This is a genomic window from Deltaproteobacteria bacterium HGW-Deltaproteobacteria-6 (genome assembly GCA_002840435.1).
GTDB lineage: Bacteria > Desulfobacterota > Syntrophia > Syntrophales > Smithellaceae > UBA8904.
In genome coordinates this window covers 328,836-351,523 of the sequence record PHAT01000002.1, presented here as the reverse complement: position 1 = coordinate 351,523, position 22,688 = coordinate 328,836, and the positions used below count along the sequence as shown (strand labels likewise).

18 protein-coding genes are annotated in these 22,688 nt (G+C 52.6%); 9 read left to right on the top strand and 9 right to left on the bottom strand.

Going from position 1 to position 22,688, the window contains the following annotated elements; genetic code table 11:
• Nucleotides 1–10 precede the first annotated feature (10 nt).
• The gene (locus CVU71_05970; GenBank protein ID PKN19912.1) at nucleotides 11–4,429 is read left to right on the top strand and encodes a hypothetical protein; all 4,419 of its coding nucleotides are present in this window, start codon (nucleotides 11–13) and stop codon (nucleotides 4,427–4,429) included.
• Nucleotides 4,430–4,477: 48 nt separating this feature from the next.
• Here the strand turns inward: CVU71_05970 and CVU71_05965 are convergent, their stop codons facing one another.
• The 6 genes from CVU71_05965 to CVU71_05940 all read right to left on the bottom strand — a co-directional run bounded on the left by CVU71_05965 (nucleotide 4,478) and on the right by CVU71_05940 (nucleotide 9,731).
• Entirely contained in the window at nucleotides 4,478–5,299 is an 822-nt protein-coding gene (locus CVU71_05965; protein ID PKN19911.1) for an enoyl-CoA hydratase, read from the bottom strand.
• 9 nt (nucleotides 5,300–5,308) lie between these two features.
• Nucleotides 5,309–5,488 (bottom strand): hypothetical protein, encoded by a 180-nt coding sequence (locus CVU71_05960; GenBank protein ID PKN19910.1) that lies wholly within the window; start codon nucleotides 5,486–5,488, stop codon nucleotides 5,309–5,311.
• A 195-nt stretch (nucleotides 5,489–5,683) separates the two neighbouring features.
• Complete coding sequence (locus CVU71_05955) at nucleotides 5,684–7,495, bottom strand: phosphoenolpyruvate carboxykinase (GTP) (protein ID PKN19909.1); 1,812 nt, start codon at nucleotides 7,493–7,495, stop codon at nucleotides 5,684–5,686.
• Nucleotides 7,496–7,780: 285 nt separating this feature from the next.
• Complete coding sequence (locus tag CVU71_05950; protein ID PKN19908.1) at nucleotides 7,781–8,326, bottom strand: hypothetical protein; 546 nt, start codon at nucleotides 8,324–8,326, stop codon at nucleotides 7,781–7,783.
• A gap of 52 nt (nucleotides 8,327–8,378) precedes the next feature.
• Nucleotides 8,379–8,648 (bottom strand): hypothetical protein, encoded by a 270-nt coding sequence (locus CVU71_05945; GenBank protein ID PKN19907.1) that lies wholly within the window; start codon nucleotides 8,646–8,648, stop codon nucleotides 8,379–8,381.
• Nucleotides 8,649–8,732: 84 nt separating this feature from the next.
• On the bottom strand, nucleotides 8,733–9,731 hold the full coding sequence (locus CVU71_05940) for a bile acid:sodium symporter (GenBank protein ID PKN19906.1): 999 nt from the start codon (nucleotides 9,729–9,731) through the stop codon (nucleotides 8,733–8,735).
• A gap of 68 nt (nucleotides 9,732–9,799) precedes the next feature.
• Here CVU71_05940 and CVU71_05935 point away from each other — a divergent pair, with 68 nt between their 5' ends.
• Nucleotides 9,800–11,632 carry an acyl-CoA dehydrogenase gene (locus CVU71_05935; protein PKN19905.1) on the top strand — a complete coding sequence of 611 codons (1,833 nt, stop codon included), beginning with the start codon at nucleotides 9,800–9,802 and terminating at the stop codon, nucleotides 11,630–11,632.
• A 63-nt stretch (nucleotides 11,633–11,695) separates the two neighbouring features.
• On the opposite strand, the gene CVU71_05930 is transcribed toward CVU71_05935, so the two are convergent.
• Both CVU71_05930 and CVU71_05925 read right to left on the bottom strand, forming a co-directional pair.
• Entirely contained in the window at nucleotides 11,696–12,217 is a 522-nt protein-coding gene (locus CVU71_05930; GenBank protein PKN19904.1) for a hypothetical protein, read from the bottom strand.
• Nucleotides 12,201–13,661, bottom strand: coding sequence for a transcriptional regulator (locus CVU71_05925; protein ID PKN19903.1), 1,461 nt, complete (start codon nucleotides 13,659–13,661; stop codon nucleotides 12,201–12,203). Before CVU71_05925 ends, CVU71_05930 begins: the two co-directional genes overlap by 17 nt.
• A 232-nt stretch (nucleotides 13,662–13,893) precedes the next feature.
• Here CVU71_05925 and CVU71_05920 point away from each other — a divergent pair, with 232 nt between their 5' ends.
• The 3 genes from CVU71_05920 to CVU71_05910 all read left to right on the top strand — a co-directional run bounded on the left by CVU71_05920 (nucleotide 13,894) and on the right by CVU71_05910 (nucleotide 15,412).
• Complete coding sequence (locus CVU71_05920) at nucleotides 13,894–14,424, top strand: hypothetical protein (protein ID PKN19902.1); 531 nt, start codon at nucleotides 13,894–13,896, stop codon at nucleotides 14,422–14,424.
• 83 nt (nucleotides 14,425–14,507) lie between these two features.
• A complete protein-coding gene (locus CVU71_05915; GenBank protein ID PKN19901.1) occupies nucleotides 14,508–15,125 on the top strand; it encodes an RNA polymerase subunit sigma-24 in 618 nt (205 codons plus the stop codon).
• A gap of 35 nt (nucleotides 15,126–15,160) precedes the next feature.
• Complete coding sequence (locus CVU71_05910) at nucleotides 15,161–15,412, top strand: hypothetical protein (GenBank protein PKN19900.1); 252 nt, start codon at nucleotides 15,161–15,163, stop codon at nucleotides 15,410–15,412.
• A gap of 240 nt (nucleotides 15,413–15,652) precedes the next feature.
• On the opposite strand, the gene CVU71_05905 is transcribed toward CVU71_05910, so the two are convergent.
• Nucleotides 15,653–16,048 carry a DUF2784 domain-containing protein gene (locus tag CVU71_05905; GenBank protein ID PKN20090.1) on the bottom strand — a complete coding sequence of 132 codons (396 nt, stop codon included), beginning with the start codon at nucleotides 16,046–16,048 and terminating at the stop codon, nucleotides 15,653–15,655.
• Between the two features lie 237 nt (nucleotides 16,049–16,285).
• Here CVU71_05905 and hrpB point away from each other — a divergent pair, with 237 nt between their 5' ends.
• The 4 genes from hrpB (at nucleotide 16,286) to CVU71_05885 (ending at nucleotide 22,673) form a co-directional block, all read left to right on the top strand.
• On the top strand, nucleotides 16,286–18,844 hold the full coding sequence (gene hrpB / locus CVU71_05900) for an ATP-dependent helicase HrpB (GenBank protein ID PKN20089.1): 2,559 nt from the start codon (nucleotides 16,286–16,288) through the stop codon (nucleotides 18,842–18,844).
• Between the two features lie 135 nt (nucleotides 18,845–18,979).
• Nucleotides 18,980–19,549, top strand: coding sequence for a TetR/AcrR family transcriptional regulator (locus CVU71_05895; GenBank protein ID PKN19899.1), 570 nt, complete (start codon nucleotides 18,980–18,982; stop codon nucleotides 19,547–19,549).
• Nucleotides 19,550–19,604: 55 nt separating this feature from the next.
• Nucleotides 19,605–20,369: a 4Fe-4S ferredoxin gene (locus tag CVU71_05890; GenBank protein PKN20088.1), complete on the top strand. Its 765-nt coding sequence runs from the start codon at nucleotides 19,605–19,607 to the stop codon at nucleotides 20,367–20,369.
• 603 nt (nucleotides 20,370–20,972) lie between these two features.
• Complete coding sequence (locus CVU71_05885; GenBank protein PKN19898.1) at nucleotides 20,973–22,673, top strand: acyl-CoA synthetase; 1,701 nt, start codon at nucleotides 20,973–20,975, stop codon at nucleotides 22,671–22,673.
• Nucleotides 22,674–22,688: the final 15 nt, after the last annotated feature.

Below are 22,688 nucleotides of genomic sequence, written 5' to 3'. Positions count from 1 at the left end.
GGTTAGATGAATGCCTAAAGACCGATTTAAAGATAGATCCCAAAAGCCCCGCCCCGCCGTTGACGGGGGGACTGATGAAAATGCGGCTGGTGAACTGACGGCCCGGTTCAACGCTGCCTTTTCTCCCCTTATCGAACGCTTCGGCGAGGAAGGCATTGATTCCATCCTGTCACCGATCATCCGAATCGCCGAAAATGATCGCCAGACAGCCCTTGTCGTTCTGGAGCGGACGCCGGACATTGTTTCCCGGCTTCTCCCCGCAGGAGAGGAAATGGTCATCAGTGTCTTTGGCCTGGCAAATCAGGTGGTCCCCTTCGGCGCTCCCCTCGCGGCACGCTTTCTCGAAATCAGTCCGGCACTGATTTCTGAAAGCAATTTTGAAACATTGACCCAAACCGCCGCACTCGCTTGCAGCATCGCCCAAGTCGACATCCGGACGGCAATGTGCGCCCTTACGGAAAGCCCGGCGATTATCCGCAGGACCGGCTTTGAAGGCCTGCGCAGAATCGCTGCTTTCGGCGCCGCGATTGCCCGCCATAGCTGGGCTCATTCAATCAGGGTCATTGAAGAAAGCCCGGGCCGGGTAGACAGCATGATGAAAGCCGGCGCGGATATATCTTCAGCGCTGAAGGTTTATCATTTCGCAACCCTGATGGCCGAGGACAACTGGAACATCGCCATGGAACTCGTTGAAAAAATTCCGGACATTACCAGGCGAATAACAGCCGGCGGCAGGAAAGACCTGCCGCCCGTACTTTACGACCACGCGGTAAAGACAACACCTTTTGGCGCCAGGATGGCTTACACTTTTTTCGACACGGCCCCCGACCTGATTGACCGCCTGGGGCAAGACGGATTGGAGCCGGTTTGGCAATGCGCTCTCGCCATGGCCGCCGATAATCCTGAAAATGCCACTGTCTTGTTAATGAAAAGCCCGGAGATCATTGATCGTCTGCAAACCCGATTTAATATTGAACAAACAGGAAATATCTATCACCTGGGGCGGGAGCTCTCCACAATCAGTTCACAGGCTGCCCTGAGATTCATTTTTGCAAGCGTTGACCTGGCCGACAGGCTGGATATGGCCGGCCTGAGGGAGATTGCGGAGATGGCAGGCACAATGGCTCGTGTGAGCTGTCCTGCAGCCATTTCCTTTCTGGATGTTGCCCCGATTCTTCTGGACAGGACCGGTATGGTAGGGTTGACCAAAATCAGCGCCCTGGGTACGGACATCGCAAGGGGAAGCTGGGAGACCGCATCCAGACTGCTTTTAAAAAGCCCCGATCTGATCGACCGCATCGGCATCGCCGGGCTTGCGCTGATCGGTGATTTCGCGTCAACGCTGGCCCGGGAAAGCTGGTCTGCCGCCGCCTCACTCCTGGATAAATGCCCCGCCATCATTGACGGGCTCTTGAAACTGGGCGATACCTCCCTCATTGTAAAAGTCTGTCATCTTGGATCGCGCATTGTACAATACAACGCCCGGATGGCCGTGAGCTTCCTGGATCGCAGCCCCGAAATTATTCGATTGATCGGACTGGACGGCTTGGAAAAACTGGAAGATTTGGCGCACCAGACGGGCGTCGAAAGCTGGACCACCGCCGTCAGCCTGCTGGAAGTAAGCCCGCGCATCATCGATCGGTTGGGATATGACGGTTTGATTCAGATAGCCCACGTGGCCCGCCTGGTCGCCCGCCAGAACAACTATGGCGCCGTGAGCCTTCTGGAAAAGAGTCCCGATCTGATCGACCGTCTTTTGGCCCATGGAGACAAGTCACTGCCCCTCCGCGTCTATGAATTTGCGGCTGATGCGGCCGCCTCCGATTGGCGGCTCGCCACGACGCTCCTGGAAGAAAGCCCGGCGCTGCGAGACCGGATCGGCGCCGAAGAGCTGGTGAAATTGTTTGCCCTGATGATCAGGACAGTCCGCAACAGCGGGAAAATCGCGAAACGCCTGCTTGACGTCAGCCCCGCCGTCATTGATAAAATGGGATTTGAAGGATTGGAAATTCTGGTGGCATGCGCATCAGGCATCGCGGGAAAAGACTGGCAGGCCGCAATTGACGTGGTCGAGAAGAGCCCCGGACTCATCAGCAGACTGGATCATATCGGTGACAAGGCCATCGCTCCGGGCGTCTATTGGATTGCCGCCATGGTGGCGCGCACAAGCCCCGCCCTCGCCGTAGCGCTTCTCGAAAAAAGCCCCGAATTCATCAACTGGGTGGGATTGGACGGCTTCGGCATGATTGCGTCGTTTGCCGAAAGCACGGCCAAAGACGACGAAGAAAAGGCGTTGTCATTTCTGACCGGAAATTCTCCCGCTTTCAGCGATTTCATGGAAGGCATCCCCAAGGGACTGGAGCTCAAAACCATCAAGCATTTCCTGTCCACCTATCTGCGGGCCCTGCTGGGACGCCGCGTGGAAATCGCCGAGGCGGAAACGGTCTATACGGACGGCCGGAAAATCTATCTTCCCAAACGGATCAAGGATTTTCAGGACAAGGAAGACAACTTCAAACTTTACAAGGTCTCCGCCACCCATCAGGAGGCCCATCTGGAATATGGAAGTTTTGAATTCAATATCTCCCGGCTGGCCGACATCAGCGAGGACATTGCCGCCCGCTACGGAACCCGCAAAGAAGATGAAGAGCAAAGCGACATTGACCGTTTTACCCACCTGTTTCCGGAACCGGATCTGGCGCATAATCTATTTAACCTGTTGGAAGACTTCCGGATTGAAAGCATCCTCAAGCGGGAATATCCGGCCCTGGGTAAAGATATTTTAGCCATGAATCGCCATATGACAGCCAAGCGCCGATCACCGCAAAAGATCACCAATCCCAAACAGCGGACAGTGGAGATGCTCGCCCAGAGCCTGATGGCCCAGAAAGCGTTCGACAATACCAGTGATCCGGCCATTCCGATTCTCCGAAGCGCGCTGGATCTCTCCCTGACGCTGCAAAAGCCGGAAGTGGACGTCCACATGGCTGCGCGTTTGGCCGCCCGCGTATATTTCATGATCGACAGGGCCTTCAGGGAACCTTACCGGGCGGTGAAACCCCTGTCCAAACCGCTGGATCAGGATATGGTGTCCCAGAATATCGGGAGCTTTGGCAAAACATCACAGCAAATTCGGGACCGGCTGCAGGGCCGCCAATCGGCACAACGCAGACAGTCCGGTTCGCAGGTGGAATCGCAAAGCAATCCGGAAAGCGACACAACGCCCACTCAGACAAGACCTGCCACAGACCATGTGGCACAAAGACCCCACCGGACCGGTCAGGACCAGCAAAGTTTTCGCGGCGAGTCTCACGGCGGCAAACAGGAAGCGGGACGCGCCGATCAGCACAAGGAGGAAGCAGGCAGCACGGATCCCTCCATGAAATTTGACGCGCCGGAAAAAATCGAGCGGCTGCTTCGAGCCATTTATCAGGAGAAAGGGATAACGCCCAAAGAAATAGAACGGCGCCTGGAGGCGTCAAGTCCGAATGATGTTTTTCTTTTTCTGCGCAGCATCGAGGCGTCACTGGATAAAAAGACGGAACTCCAGAGTGAACAGGGGACATCTCTTTATGACGAATGGGGGGAGGATCTGCACGATTACCGCAGCAACTGGACCAGAATCCGCGAGCAGACCTACCCGGGAACGTCTCTTGATTTTTATCGGGAAACAACAGACCGGTACGCGGGGCTTCTGAAAAAGATCCGGCGCGAATTCCAGATGCTCAAACCGGAAGGCTTCACCAGGCTCAAACACCAGTATGACGGCGATGATATTGACCTGGACGCCGTGGTGGAGTTTATGGTGGATCGCAAAGCGGGGATCTCCCCTTCCGAAAAGAACTACACCCTTATTCAAAAAAGAAGGCGCGACATTGCCGTGGCCTTTCTTATCGACATGAGCCGCAGCACCAGGGGCGCGACGATCGAACGCGAAAAGGAATCCCTGATCATCATGTCGGAGGCCCTGTATGAGGTGGGCGATGCCTTCGCCATTTACGGATTTTCCGGGGACAACCGCGACAATGTCGATTACTACCGCATCAAGGATTTCGACGATCCCTATGACGACAAAACCAAGAAAAGAATTTCCGCCATCGAGGACCATTTTGAAAACCGGGATGGCACAGCCATCCGCCACACGTTGAGCAAACTGAGAAAGCGGCAGGAACGAACGAAGCTGATCATTCTTTTGAGCGACGGCAAGCCTGTGGACAAGGAGTACTCGGGAACCTACGCCATTGAAGATACACGCATGGCCCTGAAAGAGGCCCAGCATTTCGGAATCAAGACCTTCTGCATCACGGTGGACCGGGCCGCCGCCGAATACCTGCCCCGCATGTACAGCCACAGCAGCTGGACAGTCATCGACGACGTGGTCAAATTACCGGAAAAGATTACGCGGATCTACCGGATGCTGACGGCCTGATACCAATGCGTTTCGCCTTCAAGATCGGCGCCTGACATCCGGATAAAATCAGGCTCCCTTGAAATTGGGTTTCCGCTTCTCCATAAAGGCGACCATGGCTTCCATGCAATCCTCGGAGGAAAGCAGCAGCATGTTCTTGTGTACGGACAGAGAGATCCCGTCACGAACCGAGGCAAAGCGCCCGTAGTTTATAACCTCTTTGGTATTCTGGACCGCCAGCGGCGCGCATTCTTTGATTTCTTCCGCAAGTTTCAGAGCAGCGGCCAGAAGACTTTCCTGGTCCGGATAAACATCGATAACCAATCCCATCCTGCCTGCTTCGGCGGCGCTGAAAAAGCGCCCCGTATAGGCCATCTGCTTGGTGTACATATGGCCGATGATGAACGGCAGCCGCTGGAGCACGCCCATATCGGCTACGATGCCGATCTGCGCTTCTCTGAGCGAAAAAGTCGCATCTTCCGTGCAGAGGCGCAGATCGCAGGAGGCAATGATGTCGAGCCCCGCGCCCACGCACATGCCGTGCACCGCGGCGATGACCGGCTTTTTGCAGTCCTCGATGGCATGGCAGCATTCGAAAATATTTTTTTCATGTCTGGGAATATCCAGCATGTTCTTCGCTTTTCCGACGATGCCCCGTGACATGGCATCCTTCAGGTCAAGACCGGCGCAGAAGATCCGGGCATTGCTTTTGAGAATGATCGCCCAAACATCATCTATTCCGGAAAGTTCCTGAAAAACTTCCGTAATCTCCGTCGCCAGCTCATAGCTTAAGGCATTGAGGCCCTTCACCCTGTTCAGACTGACTGTTGCAACATGATTCTCGGTGCTTACTTCAATCAACTTGTAATCCATTGTAACCTCCAAATTCATAGTATCTTTTTACAGATCATAACCGCAACCATTCACTACATCATCAACTTTCTCAAAGCCAGCAACTTTTTTCCCTTTTTTGTCCGGGTCTTCACCCGTCAACAGCCCACTTTTTTTTGTCATGACGGTTTCACAAACGACGGAATAACAAGCTGCCTTGCGGATGATGTGCTTTCGATTCCGAATCACCGGAATGCCTGAATGGAATGGGTTTGTTGCTTGCCTGCCAAAAGCCTGATCCGTTTACTGATATTAACCCGGCTAAACGATCCTGTCCGGGGAAGCAAAAAAGGCAGGCTGTCCGTGACCAAAGCTAAATAGTCAAAGATGAACCTGCCCTTTTGTTTATTCGCTGTCCGGCGTCAAACAATGCCTGATTTTTTATTAGCCGAGCCTTTTTTCCAGGTCGGCGAGTTCTTTATTCAATTCAGCGGGGAAACGACTGCCGAACTTCGCGTAATGTTCGCGGATGCCGGCCAGTTCATTTTTCCACTCGTCTTTGTTGACGTTCAGCAGCTCCTTCATATCAGCGGCGGTCACATCCAAACCGGTCGTGTCAATGGCATCTTCCGTCGGCATATAGCCAATCGGGGTTTCCTTGGCTTTGCCGGTGCCTGCCGCCCGCTCGAAGACCCATTTCAGAACGCGGCTGTTTTCGCCGTATCCGGGCCAGAGCCATTTGCCGTCCGCCGTTTTTCTGAACCAGTTGACATAAAAGATTTTCGGCAGCTTATCTTCGGTCGATTTCGCGCCGATGTTAATCCAGTGCTGGAAATAATCGCCCATGTTATATCCGCAGAAAGGCAGCATGGCAAACGGATCGCGCCGGACCTGTCCGATGTTTGCGGAAATGGCGGCGGCGGTGATTTCGGAACCGACAATCGATCCCATGAAGACCCCGTGATTCCAGCTCATCGCCTGATGCACCAACGGAATGGTGGAGGGGCGTCGGCCGCCGAAAAGGATCGCGCTGATGGGAACGCCCTTCGGATTTTCCCAGTCTGCGTCGATAGCGGGGCACTGTTTTGCCGGAGCCGTAAACCGGGAGTTGGCATGAGCCGCAACTCTGCCGCTGTCTTTGGTCCATTCCTTGCCGGTCCAGTCGATAATCTTGCCTGCCGGCGCATCATACCCGATGCCTTCCCACCAGACATCTCCGTCTTCGGTCAAAGCAACGTTGGTAAAAATGGTGTTTTTCTCAATTGCTTTCATGGCATTGAAATTGGAATCCAGCGACGTGCCGGGCGCGACGCCGAAGAAGCCGGCTTCGGGGTTGATGGCGTAAAGCCTGCCGTCTGCGCCGAACTTCATCCAGGCGATGTCATCACCGACCGTCTCCACCTTCCAGCCGGGAACGGTGGGAATGAGCATGGCCAGATTGGTCTTGCCGCAGGCGGACGGGAAAGCCGCCGCAATGTACTTTTTCTCGCCTTCGGGATTGGTGATGCCCAGAATCAGCATATGCTCGGCAAGCCATCCCTGCTCTCTGGCCATGACCGATGCGATGCGCAGGGCAAAACACTTTTTGCCCAAAAGAGCGTTGCCGCCGTATCCGGAGCCGTATGACCAGATGGTTTTTTCTTCAGGAAAATGGGAAATGTATTTTTTCTCAATCGGGGCACAGGGCCAGTTGGAACCATCGGATTCGCCTTCGGCCAGCGGTTTGCCCACCGAATGCAGGCAGGGGATGAATACGCCGTCTTCTCCCAGAACATCGAGCACTTTCGAACCGACTCTGGTCATGATGTGCATGTTTGCCACAACATAAGGTGAATCGGTAATTTCAATGCCGATCTGGGCGATGGGGGAACCGACCGGGCCCATGCTGAAGGGGATGACATACATCGTTCTGCCCTTCATGCAGCCGTCATAGAGGCCTTTCATGGTCGTCTTTAAGCCTTCCGGGTCAATCCAGTTATTGGTCGGACCCGCCTCATCCTTGGTTTTGGATGCAATATAGGTCCGGTCTTCCACGCGTGCCACATCAGAAGGATCGGATCGGAAAAGAAAACAATTCGGGCGCTTGTTTTTGTTGAGAGGTGTGGCCAGTCCGCAATCGACCATGATTTTTATCATGGCATCGTATTCATTTTGAGAGCCATCGCACCAGTAAATCTTCTCCGGTTTGCACATTTTGGCCATGTCATCCACCCATTGGATGAGTTTTTTGTTTTTTGTCATGCTGCTGTCGTTCATTCGGCTGTCTCCTTTATTTTTTCAATATTATTGGTTTTTACTCAGAAAGTTATCACATGTTTTCAAAGTGAAACGCCTAGAAATACCAAGTAGGCCTAGTTAGTAAAAAATTACCAAAAAAGCAACGAATATTTATCGATTGAAACGAATGTCGATGGGGCGGATACAGCAATGGTAAAAGGATCAGGATATATATTGATGATGAAGTGGCGCGCGGACACAAGCGTAAAAGACAAACGTGAAGATGTCTCCCTGCAGTCGACATGACAACCATGTTCAACACACTTATTTCAGTTTATCAAGAAAATCCCTGAAGACCTCCAACGGCTGAGCGCCGACGATTTTATATTTGCTGTTGACCACAAACAGCGGAATACCCGTTAAGCCCAGCTGCTGCCCTTCCCTTAAGGCTTCATCAAGACGTGACGCATAACGGCCGTCGTTAACCGCGGCAAGCATCTTTTTGGCGTCCAGACCGCTTTTGCCGGCAATGGCGGCAATGATGTCCGGATTACCGATATCCAGACTTTCCGTGAAATAGGCTTGAAAGATATTCTGATGAAAAGCTTCATACTTGTCCATATCGCGGGCATATTCAGAAGCCATCAATGACAGCCGGGAGTTGGAAAGAAGCGTGTGGCTATTAAATACGATGCCCAGCTCTTTGCCCCGCGAGCGCAGTTGTTCATAAAACGGCGTGAGGTCCCGGCCCTTAAATCGCTCGGAAAGCAGCATGCCCGAAGGCGGCGTCTCCGGATGCAGTTCGTAGCTTACCCACTGATCATTAATCGAATATTCTTTTTTCAACTGATCGACAATAGCCTTGCCGATGTAGCAGAAGGGTCAGATGTAGTCGGAAAAAATTCTGAAGTTAATCATGATTCTATTCCTCCATTGTAAAAGTTTCAGGACCCGCCATGGCGTTCTGTACCGCGTTGCTGATCAACAGAATAAAAACCTGATCATAAACGGAAAGCTGAGCAAGTTTTTTTTTACAAACAGGCAGATGGTCAGGATGAAAAATTAATAAACGGCAACAGAGTTTAAGGATAATCCGGATATAATTGATTTGTAAAAAGTTCATCATGGCAATTAATTTAATCTTTATTGATCCCGTAATCAAGTGAATTACATTGCCGACAAAACAGATCAACCGCTTTTCATCAAGCTGCGGCGGATCAACGCCCGTCCTGCAGCAGCAGGATTAAATCAAAGGCAGGATATTGCCCAGCCAGTCCTACTGTACCACCCTGGTTTTCCAGTAGCGGTAATAACGCAGAGGTATTACGATAACGAAAAAGGGAATCATATACATGGCCGCAACCAGCGGCTCGACCGGACCGAAAAACTCAGACGAGAAAACTATCACCAGCACGTTATTGATGTTTCCAAGCATGACCGCGCCGGCCAGATGATTATGCAGGGGACCCCTCCGGAAGAAGAATATGCCAACAGCGCAATAAATTGCCGCCAGGACAAAGACAACAATGGTCGCCATGATAATCACGGACGGTTCCTTTTTGAAAAAAGACGTGTAGCGATAAAACACACCCAGATTAATAAAAGCAAACATTAAAAGCGAGACAGGAAACTGGATCTTCAAAATCGGCGCGACCAGCCGCGGCGTGAGGTAGCGGATGATTTCAACCAGGACGATCGGAATAAAAATAAGCGTCGCCAGCATTTTGAGCATCGCCAGAAAAGAAATTGTCACCTCTTTGGCAATGACAATCTTGATAAGTGCAGGCAGTGTAAAAGGCGCAAGGATGGATGTGATCACCACCACCACCAGAACAAGCGATGAGTTGCCCTTGACCATATTCGAAATCATCGGCGAAACCACACCGGTGGAAACACCCGTCAAAAGCATTGCAGACAGAGCGTATTGGGGTGCGATAAAATAAAAGGTAAAATAAATAAGGACCGGCAGAATGGCGAGCTTCAACACGGTAAAACCCAGAATATCCCTGCTATGGATTTTCAACGCCTTCCAGACATCCGCCAGATCAATGGAAAGATAACTCAGAAAAAAATTGACCATCAGACAATAAAAGGGCAACGCCTGAAAACGCGCCCCGAAATCGGGGAAAATAATGGCTGCGGCCATAGATGTAATGACCACCACAATGAGCAAAATATCGTTCAGGCGAAAAGGCGTTTGCATGGCATTTGAATACCAGATAGCAGCTATCTTAGCAAGATCTTTCACATTTGTAATATGTTGACTTACGGTCATTTTTTGTTATAATGCCCGCTGCTGAAAGTTTTATATCCCACACGGCATAAGGAAGGAGAACCAAAATTATGGCAGCAAATTTTGTTTATTCAACACGCGAGCACAAATTTATTCTGAAAGAATGGCTCGACATGTCCAGGATCTTCGGTCAGGGACGATTCGAAGGCGGTTATTCGCTTGACGACGTTGATTCGATCCTTGAAAATGCTCTGAAGATCGCCAAGGAAGTCGTGGCGCCGACAAACGAAGACGGAGATAAACAACATGCCGTGTATAAAAACGGCAAGGTCACCACACCCGAATCGTTCAAGAAGCCCTATTGGACGGTTCAGGAAAACGGTCTGGGTTCCAGCAATGCCGATCATTCCGACCCCAGCGCCCTGCCCCTGTGCCTCATGGGCTGCACCAATGAATACCTGGCAGCCGCCAATGCCGCATCCGGCCCCTACGTCATGGCCACCACCGGCGCGTCCGGTCTGATCCGTGACTTCGCGAGCGATAAAGTTAAAAATATTTTCCTGCCCAAAATGTTTTCCGGCCAATGGGCGGGCACGATGGACCTCACCGAACCCAACAGCGGCTCGGACGTGGGCGACATCATCACCAAGGCCACCCCGACTTCTGAACCCGGTATTTACAATATTGTCGGCACCAAGTGCTTCATCACCGGCGGCGATCAGGACATCACAGAAAATATCGTCCACCTGACGCTGGCCCGCATTGAAGGCTGCGCGCCCGGCACCAAGGGCATCTCCCTGTTCGTCGTACCGAAGTACTGGCATACCGAAGACGGTGAAAAAGGCGAGTTCAATGATGTGAACTGCGGCGGCGTCGAACACAAGATGGGACTTTGCGGATCGGCCACCAGCATCATCAATTTCGGCGAAGAAGGCAAGTGCCGCGGCTATCTGCTGGGCGACGTTCCTGTGGACGGCAAGGGCGCGGGCATGGCCCAGATGTTCCAGATGATGAACGAAGAACGCACCGTCACGGGTCTGGCAGCGCTCGCGGCTGCGACCGTCTCTTATAACAACGCGGCACTGTATGCCGCCGGACGCATCCAGGGCCGTCAGATCACCAACCCCAAGGCGGGCCGTGTTTCCATCATCCATCACGAAGATGTCCGCCGGATGCTGATGTATCAGAAATCCATCACCGAGGCCAGCCGGGCCATGATTGCCATGTCTTACTATTGCATGGACGTCATGGAAAACACAAAGGATGAAAACGAACGCAAGCGCGCCAAGGCCTTTGTGGAAGTCAACATTCCGATCGTCAAGGCCTGGTGTTCGGATCTGGCGTTCTTGAGCATCTCCGAAGCCATGCAATGTTACGGCGGCTATGGCTTCTCCGAAGAGTACCCCATCGCGCAGCAGCTTCGCGACTGCCGGATTTACCCGATCTGGGAAGGCACTAACTTCATCCAGTCCATGGATCTTATCGGCCGCAAGTGGATGATGGCCGGAGGGCAGGTGTTTGCTTCCTGGTTTGCCGAACTGGAAAAATTCGCAGCGGACAACAAGGACAATGCGGCTGTGGCAGCGGAAGTGGCGCTGCTCGCCGAAGCGCTCGCTCAGTACAAAGACATTCAGAACACCATGGCCGGATACCTGGGCCAGGGCAAGTTCGGCATGATCGGTTTCTTCGCCACACGGATTCTGCATGCGACCGGCTACATTTACGGCACGAAACTGCTGTTGGAGCACGCGCTCATCGCACTCAAAAAGATTGACGCGATTGGCAAGGAGCATTTCGAATATCCGTACTACGCGGGTAAGGTGGCTTCGGCCAAATTCTTCGCCCACAATATTCTCCCCAATGTCGGCATGATCCTGCGGGTCATCAAGGAAGGCGATAATTCGGTAATGGAAATTCCTGAAGCGTCTTACATGCTGGAATAGCAGATCTTTCGTTCAGGGCGGGAGCCAATAAACTCCCGCCCTTTTTTTATCGCCTCGTCACAATCATTCGCGTCCTGATGGATTGACTTTTGATTTTTTTACGTGGTGTCCCTCGGTTTGCAGCAGGCGCGTCTTGGCGGGCAGACCGCCTCCGAATCCGGTGAGGGTTGTATCCGAACCGATGACCCGGTGACAGGGAATGATAATCGAAACAGGGTTCCGGCCGACCGCCCCGCCGACTGCCCGGGAGCCTTTCGGATTTCCGACACTGGCGGCAACATCTCCGTATGTCCGCAGTTCGCCATAGCCGATTTTGAGAAGAGAACGCCATACGGCCTCTTGAAAAGGCGTTCCGGAAAATTCCACGGGCACGGTGAATTGTTTCAGTTTCCCCGCAAAATAGGCGTCGATTTCTTTTTGAGCCTTCAAAAGAACCGGGGTATCTTTTTCCCGGGCGGATTGAAAACGGACCGGAAATCCTTTCTTGTTATATTTACCCGTGTAAAGTCCGACCAGGGCCCGTTCATTGGCATAAAGCGCAATCTCCCCGATCGGCGTCTGCATGCGTTTAACGTATAGCTCCATCTTGCTTCCCCCTTTTTTTGACAAGTTTTCCCGCATAGGCATCCCAGAGCAGGAAGGCTGCGTAAGCCCGCCACGGCCTGGCCTTTTCCAAATCCAGCCCCGGCTCCACATCACTGATCCTTTTCAATATCAAATCGGTCGCCGGGTAGCTGTCCGGGTCACTGAGGCATCTCATCCCGATATATTCCGCCGTCCAGCCGCCGATTCCCGGGACGGCCATCAGTTGTTCTTTCAGTTTAGCCATATCCTGATGCGCGTTGAGCGACAGCTCCCCGGCGGCAATTTTCCCGGCCAACAGCCGGATGGTCTGTTTTCTGATTTTCGTTACGGGGAGGCTCGCCAAATCGGCCCCGGCCAGTTTCGCCGCATCGGGAAAGATAAAGACCTTTTTGTCCTGCCACAGGCGTTCTTCACCGTAATGCTGCAGCAGATGCCGCATATTCCGGCGCGCCTGCTCCATCGAAACCACCTGTCCCAGAATAATGCCGACGGCGGTCTCGAATCCGTCCCATGAGCCGGGCGCCCGAACGCCCGGCGATTTTTGATCGAGCTTTCTTAGAATTTTTACCTGTTCAAATTGCGTCGCAACCAGGAGCGGGTCGGCATCCAGATCGAACAACCGTCTGATGTTCTGAATCAGCCTGTAAAGCTGTTCGTGGTCGAAATGATCGAAATAAGCAACAAGGCAGGATTTCGCTTCATTATTATTGACAATCACCCGCCCCATGCCCTTGCAGGTCGCATAATATCGGATATACGAATCCGGGCTGATTTCTTCAATCTGATCCGTTTGATGACGCATTAAATATTTCATCAGGGCTTCCCAGTTGTAGGGCGGCCGGTAACTCAAACTGATGCCGGTCAACGACGGCACGTCCGTTGTGCCGCGCACCGCTTGGCGGATAACACCGGGTGGCTTGGAAAAACGGGCCTTAAAGGCGGCGTTGAATCTTCTGAGTGACTGAAAACCGGCCGCAAAACAAATGTCGGTTACCGGCAGGCGCGTCTCGACAATCATTTTCCGGGCAAGGTTTAATTTTTGCTGCTCGTAAAACTGACGGGGCGTTTTACCGATTTCACAAACAAACAGCCGTCGCAGATGTCTGGCCGTTACGCCGAATTTCCCGGCAAATTCCTCTTCAGACAAACCGTTTAACCCGTCATTGATGATCGCCCGCAGCGATCGCTGGACAATCGCTGATTTTCCATACCAGAAAGGCGACAACGGGGCGGCCTCCGGCCGGCATCTCTGACAGGGGCGATAGCCGGCCTTTTCCGCCATTACTGACGACGGGAAGAATTCCACATTTTCTATCTTCGGCCGGGCCGGGCAAATCGGCCGGCAGTAGATGCCGGTTGTTTTGACGCCGACAAAGAACTTGCCGTCAAAGCGATAGTCGCGCGCCAGCATGGCGTCATAATATTTTTTGTGTTCGGATGTCATGAAGGCTTCATACCCGTTTATCAAAATTTGTGCCAGCCGTTTTCGGACATCATCATTGAACCGGATTGATCAGCCATCAAGTCCATTCCACACATCTCCGCACCTCGCCATTTTTCATATTTTTCTGACAACTATATGAATTACTGGCGGTTATCCTCAAATCATTTTTTTGTATCTTTTTTGATGCCTTATCCGTCTAAACAGTCAACAAGTCAAAAAAAGGAGTATAAAAATGGAAAACAGACAGGAAAGCCAATTATCAAATCAGGAAAAAACACTGATCGGGATGGGTGCGGCCATGGGTGCAGGTTGCCGGACTTGCGCCGACAAACTTTACAATGGAGCGGTATCACTGAATATCCCGAAAGCGGAAATGCTCAAAGCATTTCTGCTGGGGCTCGACGCCAAAGCGGCGGCCGTTAAAACCATGCGCGATAAAGTTTCAGCTCTGATGGATGGACAGGCAGGCGATGCTGCAGATTTTTCTGAAAATCTGACTTCCATGATTCGCATCGCGTCTTTTGTGGCCGCTAATTCCGCGCCCGATTGCCTTGCGGAAATCAGAGAAGTGATGCCGAAGGGCTTGACCGGCGAACAAATACAGCTTTGCCTGGCCACGGCTAAAATGGTGCGGACACATGCCATGGGGTTTTCCGATAAGGAAATCTCAGACAAATTCTGCTGCCACGAAACGGATATCCAGGGCGCATGCGGCTGCGGCACAACAAACACCAAAGGGGCGTCTGCTTGTTCCTGCGGGTAAATTGCTTGTGACGCCGGCAGCGTTATAGTAAAATAACAGGGAATCCCGTTGATTCAAAATAGATTTTTTTCAAAAGGGTTGCAATGGCCAAACAGGAACCGGACTTTAAAAAAATTCACGACACTTATGCGCCGCGAATCAGGCATTACCTGGAAAAACTTGCCGGAGTTGACGAAGCGGATGATCTGACGCAGGAAACATTCGCCAAAGTCAGCCGGTCGCTGAAAAATTTCCGGGGGCAATCCAGCCTCTGGACGTGGCTCTATAAAATTGCCACAAACACCGCCATTGATAGAATCAGAAAAAATAAACTTGCCGGGCATGATCTCGGGCTCGATGTTGCGGAAGAAATGGCGGACCAGAATGTCTGGACGGGAGAAATCCTCGCGTTGGAGAATCATGTCATTCGCAGGGAAATGAACAGTTGTATTCGCGATGTGGTTTCCAGGCTTCCCGAAGCATGCCGGACGGTCATCGTGCTGAGCGAATTTGAAGGCCTGAAAAATGAAGACATCGCCGTCATACTGGGGCTCAAGCTGGAAACAGTCAAGATAAGACTGCACAGGGCCCGACTCAAATTGAAAGAAGCGCTCTCCAAACAATGCATCCTGTATCGGGACGAACGCAATGAGTTTGCCTGTGAGCAGAAGCATGATTCATTCATCGGAAAAGACCGGATACTTTCTTTGATAAAAAAATAATCGGACGAAACGCCCGTTCAAAAAAGGAAACAACCATGGCATCCATCAAAATGGTTTCTGAAGAAGAAGCCGTCGGCAAGGTCAAAGAAGTTTACGAGGACATCAAGTCACACCTCGGAATTGATTTTGTTCCCAACCTCTACAAAGTGATGGCTTCGAAACCCGGCTATCTGGAAGCGAACTGGAACAAAGTGAAAGCTGTCATGGTAGAGCCAGGCAAGCTCGACCGCATGACAAAGGAAATTATCGCTGTTGCTGTTTCGGCAGTGCTTGGCAGCCATTACTGACTTGGGGTTCACACCTCTGCGGTGCAGAAGTTAGGACTCGATGACGAGGCAGTGCTGGAACTTATGGCGGTTGTGGATCTGTTCAGCGGCTTTAACAAACTGATGGATGGGTTGCAAGTCGAAACAGACGAAAAACCATGGTATGGGTGAGGGTAGATTGAATGCCGTGAGCATTCACATTACTGCATCCATCGTAAGGCATCAAATGTAAAACTTTAACAAACAAGGAGCCGCTGGTGGTCAACTTTTGCCCCTGATTTTATCCTTTACCCGGCTGAAGAATGATTTTTTTCGAATGATAAACAGATAGACCATCAGGTTTGCCGCAATAACCACGCCTCCTAAGACATATTGGATAGAAACGGTGAGATTTGCCGGATAAATTACCGGAATAAGATATTGTACGATAAAGTCACCGCTGTAGCGGCTGCCGCCGCCAAGAAGCCGCAGATGATTTTCAAGCGGCGTCAGCGGACAGATCCCGCCGCTGAATTCTATAAAGGCGCCCCAGAAGGCTGCCGGCAGATGCAGAAAGGCCAGCCGGGGCCTGCGCAAAACCAGCAGACCGCCCGCAACGACAAACACAATAAACAGAAAATGAAAAACAATCACCGCATCGGCAAGTAGTAAATACATATCCTCTCCACAAAACATGTCTTTGCGAAGCGAAAAATCCAATTCCCGGGCATCGCGCGGAATATTAAGATATCTCCCGCCGGCCGGCATGACAAGATCATGATGTAATGCGTATGCTATCGCCATTACGACGCGGTTTCAATCAATAAAATACAGATAGCTTCCTTTGAATTATCATTTTTTCCATCGAGGCACGATAGTGTTGACATGAACGATCGCCCCCTCTATACTTCCGGCATGCAGAAAAATATCAAGAGCGGACAAATTCCCGCGTCCTACCCCATCGATCACATCCTCCCGGAATTGCAGGCAGCCATTCGTGAGCGTCACGCCGTTGTTCTTCAGGCTCCGCCCGGTTCCGGCAAGACGACGCGGGTGCCTCTGGCGCTCCTGGATGTCATCGGGCCTGAAAAGGGACGCATCCTCATACTGGAACCCCGGAGGATTGCCGCCGTCTCCGCCGCCCGGTGGATGGCCAAAACCCTGGGCGAAGAGATTGGCCAGACCCTGGGTTATTCCATCCGTTTTGACAGCCGGGTCTCAAAAGACACCCGCATCGAAGTGATGACGGAGGGGATTCTTACCAGACGCATTCTGGCCAACCCTGATCTGGCGGGCGTTGCCATGGTAATTTTTGACGAATTCCATGAACGGAGCCTTCAGACGGACTTAGCGCTTGCTCTTTGTCTCGATATCCGCCGCGCCCTGCGCGAAGATCTTAAGCTTCTCGTGATGTCCGCCACACTGGACGGCGCGCCGGTTGCAGCCCTCCTGGATGGGGCGGCCGTCATTACCTCGCAGGGTCAAGCCTACCCTGTGGAAGAGCGCTACTGCGGAGATAACCCGGATCAATCCGTGACAAAGCGAATGACCGATGTTGTCCAAAGGGCGCTCCGTGAGACGTCAGGCGATATCCTTGCCTTTCTGCCGGGGGCCGGGGAAATTCGCGCCGTGAGCAATGCCCTCGCTGAAACAGTTCAGGACAAAGCGATAAGCGGTATATCACTCCATCCCCTTTACGGCGATTTGCCCTTTGCTGAGCAGGAACGGGCGATCCTTCCGGCATCTCACCGCAAGATCGTCCTCGCGACAAACATCGCGGAGACCAGCCTGACCATTGAAGGCGTTCGTGTGGTGATTGACGGCGGATTAACCCGAAGACTCCAGTACGATCCGGGAACGGGCATGAACCGTCTGGTTACCGTCACGGTTTCACAGGCGCAAGCAATGCAGCGCCTGGGCCGGGCGGGCCGATTGGGGCCGGGCGTCTGCTATCGACTGTATAGCCGCCATACCTTCCAATCCCTGATTCCTTTTGCCCCGCCGGAAATCGCCATTTCCGATTTATCGTCTCTGGTTCTGGATCTGGCCGCCTGGGGCGTCAAAAACCCAGACGGGCTTTCCTGGCTCGATCCACCTCCGAATGCATCCTTTCGTGCCGCGTCTGAACTGCTTATGGAACTGGGCGCCCTGGATGCAACAGGCTCGATGACACCGGCAGGCGTTGCCATGGCGCGCCTGCCGCTCCATCCGCGCCTCGGCCGCCTGCTTCTGAAAGCGGCGGAACTTCACTGCGTGTTGCTCGGCGCGGATCTGGCCGCCCTCCTGTCCGAGCGGGATATTATCCGTCGTTCCGGGTCTTCTTTCAATGATCCGACCGGCGGCGCAGATCTCAGCGATCGCATCATGCTGCTGCGGCAATGGCGACAGAAAAAGAACCTGACCGGGGAGGCCGATCTTTTGGCACTGCGCGCCGTAGATAAAACATCTCAGCAACTCCGGCGCCTGATGGGGAAAACCAGCGAAGCCGCAGAAGAAGAAACCGGCAGCATGATCCCCCGTCTGCTTCTTTCCGCCTTTCCCGACCGCATCGCCAAGCGGCGCGAAGATGAAGGCGGCCGCTATGTTTTGCGTCAGGGAAGAGGGGCGAGGCTGTCCGCGAAGATTAACCAACGCGGAAGCACCTATATCGTTGCTCCCGTGATCGACCGTGGCGAAAAGGCGGAAGGCACTCTGCATTTGGTCGAACCGCTGACGGAGGAACTCATTCGCGAGACATTGGCCGATCAGATTGAAACCCGGCGGCTTGTCGTTTGGGACAAGCAGGAAGGCCGGATTGTCGCTGCCCTTGAAGAACGTTTGGGGGTGATCACGCTTTCGGCCAGGCAGGTGAATCCGCCGGAGGAGGAAGTCGTATCGGCCCTTTGTGAAGCCATCCGGTCCAGGACAGCCAGGATCACCTTCAGCCGGGAGGCCCAAACCTTGCAGGCCCGGATACGCCTGATGCAACAAACCTTTCCCGAAGAAAACTGGCCGGACTTCTCTGATGAAACACTTCTTGCAGCGCCCCGGGAGTGGCTTTTACCCTGGCTTTCCGGGGTCCGCAGCGCGGGGCAGCTTGCCGCCCTGAACATCGGGGCTGCGCTGACAGAGAAGCTCACATGGGACCAGCGGCGTCTTCTTAATGATCGCGCTCCTGTAACCATCAATGTCCCCAGCGGCCATAATATCCCGATTGATTATGTTTCAGGCGAAATTCCGGTCCTGGCCGTCAAGCTCCAGGAGATGTTCGGGCTTGCCGACACACCGGCCATAGCAGGCGGAAGGATTAAATTGCTGCTCCATCTTCTCTCGCCCGCCCGCAGGCCCGTTCAGATCACCCGGGATCTGAAAGCATTCTGGAACACCGGCTATCCGCAGGTGAAAAAAGAGTTGAAGGGCCGCTACCCGAAACATCCCTGGCCCGACGACCCCTGGAATGCTCTTCCGACAAGAAGGACAAAAGGGCGGACCTGAAAAGAAAATAATGGATGATTAAATGGTTTATCCCCCCTGAATTGCCCCATCAATTTTTTTATGTTGAAATATTATCCTTGACAACCTACCTACTAGTAGGTATAAGTAATCAAAAGTTTACGGATTGAAAATAGTATGGATACAAAAATGGACACAAAAAAACAGATTCTGGATATCGCCGAGAATCTTCTTCTTGACCGGGGCTATAATGGCTTCAGCTACAAAGATATTTCCGCCGACTTGAATATCAGGAACGCATCCATCCATTATCACTTCCCTAAAAAAACCGATCTGGGTGTAGCCATAATTCAGCGCGCTATCCATCGCTTCCGGAAATGGGCAGACGATATAAACAGCAATGATTTCTCCAATTCAAAAAAGCTGGATGCGTATTGTCAGTTATTCAAAATATTTGTGGATCGCAAGCAGGTTTGTCTGGGCGGCGCACTGGAAACGGATTTCAAGACCCTTCCTGAAGAGATGCAGGCGGCAACACGTCATTTTACCTCCACCGTGTATCAGTGGTTGGAGAGTTTTCTGGCAGCGGGCAAGAAAAAGGGAGATTTCAATTTTCCGGGGACCGCGAAAGATCAGGCGCTTTTGATTATTTCCAGCCTTCAGGGGATTATTCAAATTGTCCGGGTAACATCACCGGCCATTTTTGATTCGACGGTGAAGCAAATCAAACGCTCTGTTGGCGCATAATTTATTGGACGATATTTTTAATCAGAAAACAGGGAGGCTACTTATGAGTACGGCACTGAAAGAAAAAATCAAAAATTACGCATTGAGTCTGGGAGTTGACGATTTCGGCTTTGCGGCAGTGGCCGATTACCAAAGCCCCCAGAGTCCGAAGATTGAAACGATATTCCCCGGAGCGAAATCGATTGTCGTGGCTTGCGTTAAAGAGATGTCCCATGTGGAAAGTCCCAATCCGCAAATCGCCATGAACGGGCGGCTGGACATCATGGAATACGCGCGCTCGACCAATTACAAAATTTCGCGGTTTCTGGAAAAGGACTGCGGCGCCCGCGCCATGAGTGTGCCTCTTTCTTATCCTTTAAATATGGACCCGCAAAATTCCCGAAGTGTCGCGGATGTATCGCTCCGACATGCCGCCGTGGCGGCCGGCCTTGGCGTTTTCGGACGCCACAACCTTGTGATCCATCCGCGCCTGGGACCGCGCGTTCTCTTCACGGCGGTGCTCACTGATCTGGCACTCCCTTCAGATCCGCCATGCACGGAGGATCTCTGCACCCAATGCAATATCTGCGTGGAGAGCTGCCCGGCCGCCGCTCTGAATGTTGAAGGCCAGACGGATTTCGGAAAATGTATCAAGGTTTCTCAGCCATACGGTCTGGCAAAGATCATCGGATTCTGGATGAAATGGGCGGGCAAATCACCCGATGAACAAATAAAGATGCTTTTCACAAAAGATTTCTTTATGACCTACCAGGCGAGCTTTATCGGTTTTCAATACTTCTGCTTTAAGTGTTATAGTTCATGCCCCGTGGGGCAACGGTAAACAGCACTAACGTTTAGAGCCATTGTTTAAACGTTCCAGCCTTGTTCGGTCGAGTCAAAAAGACTAGACCGAACGGAAGGGCAATAGTACGGCTCCATTCCAGTGTAGTGCGTCACAAGTCCTTTTCTACCGGATTCATTCCATTTTGTCATTCCCGCGTACAGACTGTGTCGCATTTCATTTTCATGTCATTTCGAAGCAAAGCGAGAAATCTTGCTTTTAATAAATTCAAGACATTAAGATTCCTCATCCCGACACATCGGGATTCGGAATGACAATTGTTACTATTGCGGCACAGTCTGGTAGGCGGGAATCCAGTCTTTTAACGTTTTGGATTCCGGACCAAGTCCGGAATGACGAAAAAGAACATTTGCATGAGGCGCAGCACTTAGTGCTTATGTAAAGAAGCGTTAGACGCACTACTCTAGTTTTTAACTTTGTTTTGAAAGAACTGGTATCATCCCTGTTCCCCCGTCGTTTACCTTCCTTGTTTTTCAATTTTCGTTGACAGCGAAACCGCGTTTCCTGTACGCTCCGTCATAAACGGACACAGGGCATGGAACAGTGCCCGTAAGTCATACAAATTTCTTTACGGAGGAACAGATGGGCGAAGAAAAGAATTTTTCACGATGGCCGGTTGGAGTTCACCGGACGCTGACCTACCCCGAGATCCCCGTGTACGGTTTTCTGGACTCGGCAGCCGTTCGTTTTCCCGACCGGGTGGCCATGCGTTTTTCCGGTATGGAAATTACTTATGGCGAACTTCTTGTTCTTGTGCACCGGTTTGCCAACGCCCTCAAAGCCCGCGGCGTCCGGAAGGGGAACCGGGTGGCGATCCACCTCCTCAATTGTCCGCAATTTGCAATTGCCTACTACGCGGCGCTCAAGCTCGGCGCTATTTTCGTTCCATGCTCCCCGCTTTTGACGGAGCGCGAACTCCAGCATCAACTCACCGACTCCGGCGCCGAAACCCTGATTACGCTCGACCTGTTTTTTGCAGGGACCCAAAAAGTGATTGCGCAGGTGCCCGTGAAAAATCTGATCGTCACCAGCCTTGCGGACAACTTTCCCGCTCTTTCCATCACGACCAAACCACTGCGCAAGATAACGATCGATCAGGGCGAGGACTTTATCCGTCTTCTTGAAGAGGGAAGCCCCGATCCAGTAAGCGTTCCTGTTGATCCACGGCTTGATCTGGCCCATCTGGCCTATACGGGGGGCACCACGGGCCTGCCGAAGGGCGTGATGCTGACCCATTACAACGTTGTCGTCAATGTTTTGCAGTGCTTCCACTTTTATACCGGCGGCAAGCCGGCGATGGACCAGGGGCTTATCGCCTACGACCTTACGGATATTCCGGCTGACGCGGATCTGGGCATGAAGCCCGGACGGACAACCCTGATCGTCGTGCCCTGGTTTCACGCGATGGGCACCATCGCCTATCTGAACCTCCAGCTCTACGCGGGACACACGATGATCCTGTTTCCCCGGTTTGACCCCGGCCCCTTCATCCGCGCGGTGGAGAAGTACCGTGCGGAAGTCATCGGCGGGGCGCCTCAGCTTTTCATCACCATGATCGCGCATCCCGATTTTGCCCGCACCGATCTATCATCCGTTAAGACCGTCATTTCCGGGGCGGCGCCGCTGCCTGCGGAAGTGATGCGAAGGCTTTTGTCGGCCTTTCCGGGAGTGGTTACGGAAGGCTACGGAATGACCGAAGTGACCCTGGCGGCCACGGCCAATCCCTCCTCACGCCCGGCGGTCAAGATCGGCTCCATTGGCATGCCGATTATCGACACCGAAATGAAAGTCGTCGACCTGACCACGGGAAAGCCCGTGGCACAGGGCGAAGTCGGAGAACTCTGCATCCGGGGGCCTCAATGCATGCAGGGGTATTGGAACCAGCCGCGGGAAACCGCGGATGTCCTCATCGACGGGTGGATGCACACCGGAGATATCGGCTGCGAAGATGCCGACGGGTACTTTTTCATCACCGACCGGAAGAAGGACATGATTATCTATAAAGGGTATAATGTTTACCCGAAAGAACTGGAGGAGATCCTCTTTACGCACCCGTCGGTATTGCAATGCGCCGTCGTGGGCAGGCCCGACGAACAGGGAGGCGAGATCCCCGTGGCGTTTGTCCAGTTATCCCCCGATCATCAAGCGACGGCGGATGAAATCATGAACTTCGTCAACCCCCAGGTTGCCCCGTATAAGCAAATCCGCAAGGTAGTTTTTGTCAGCGCGCTTCCGGTCAGCATGGCGGGGAAAGTGCTGAAACGGGAGCTGCGGGAAACATAGGAACGCAGAGGCTGT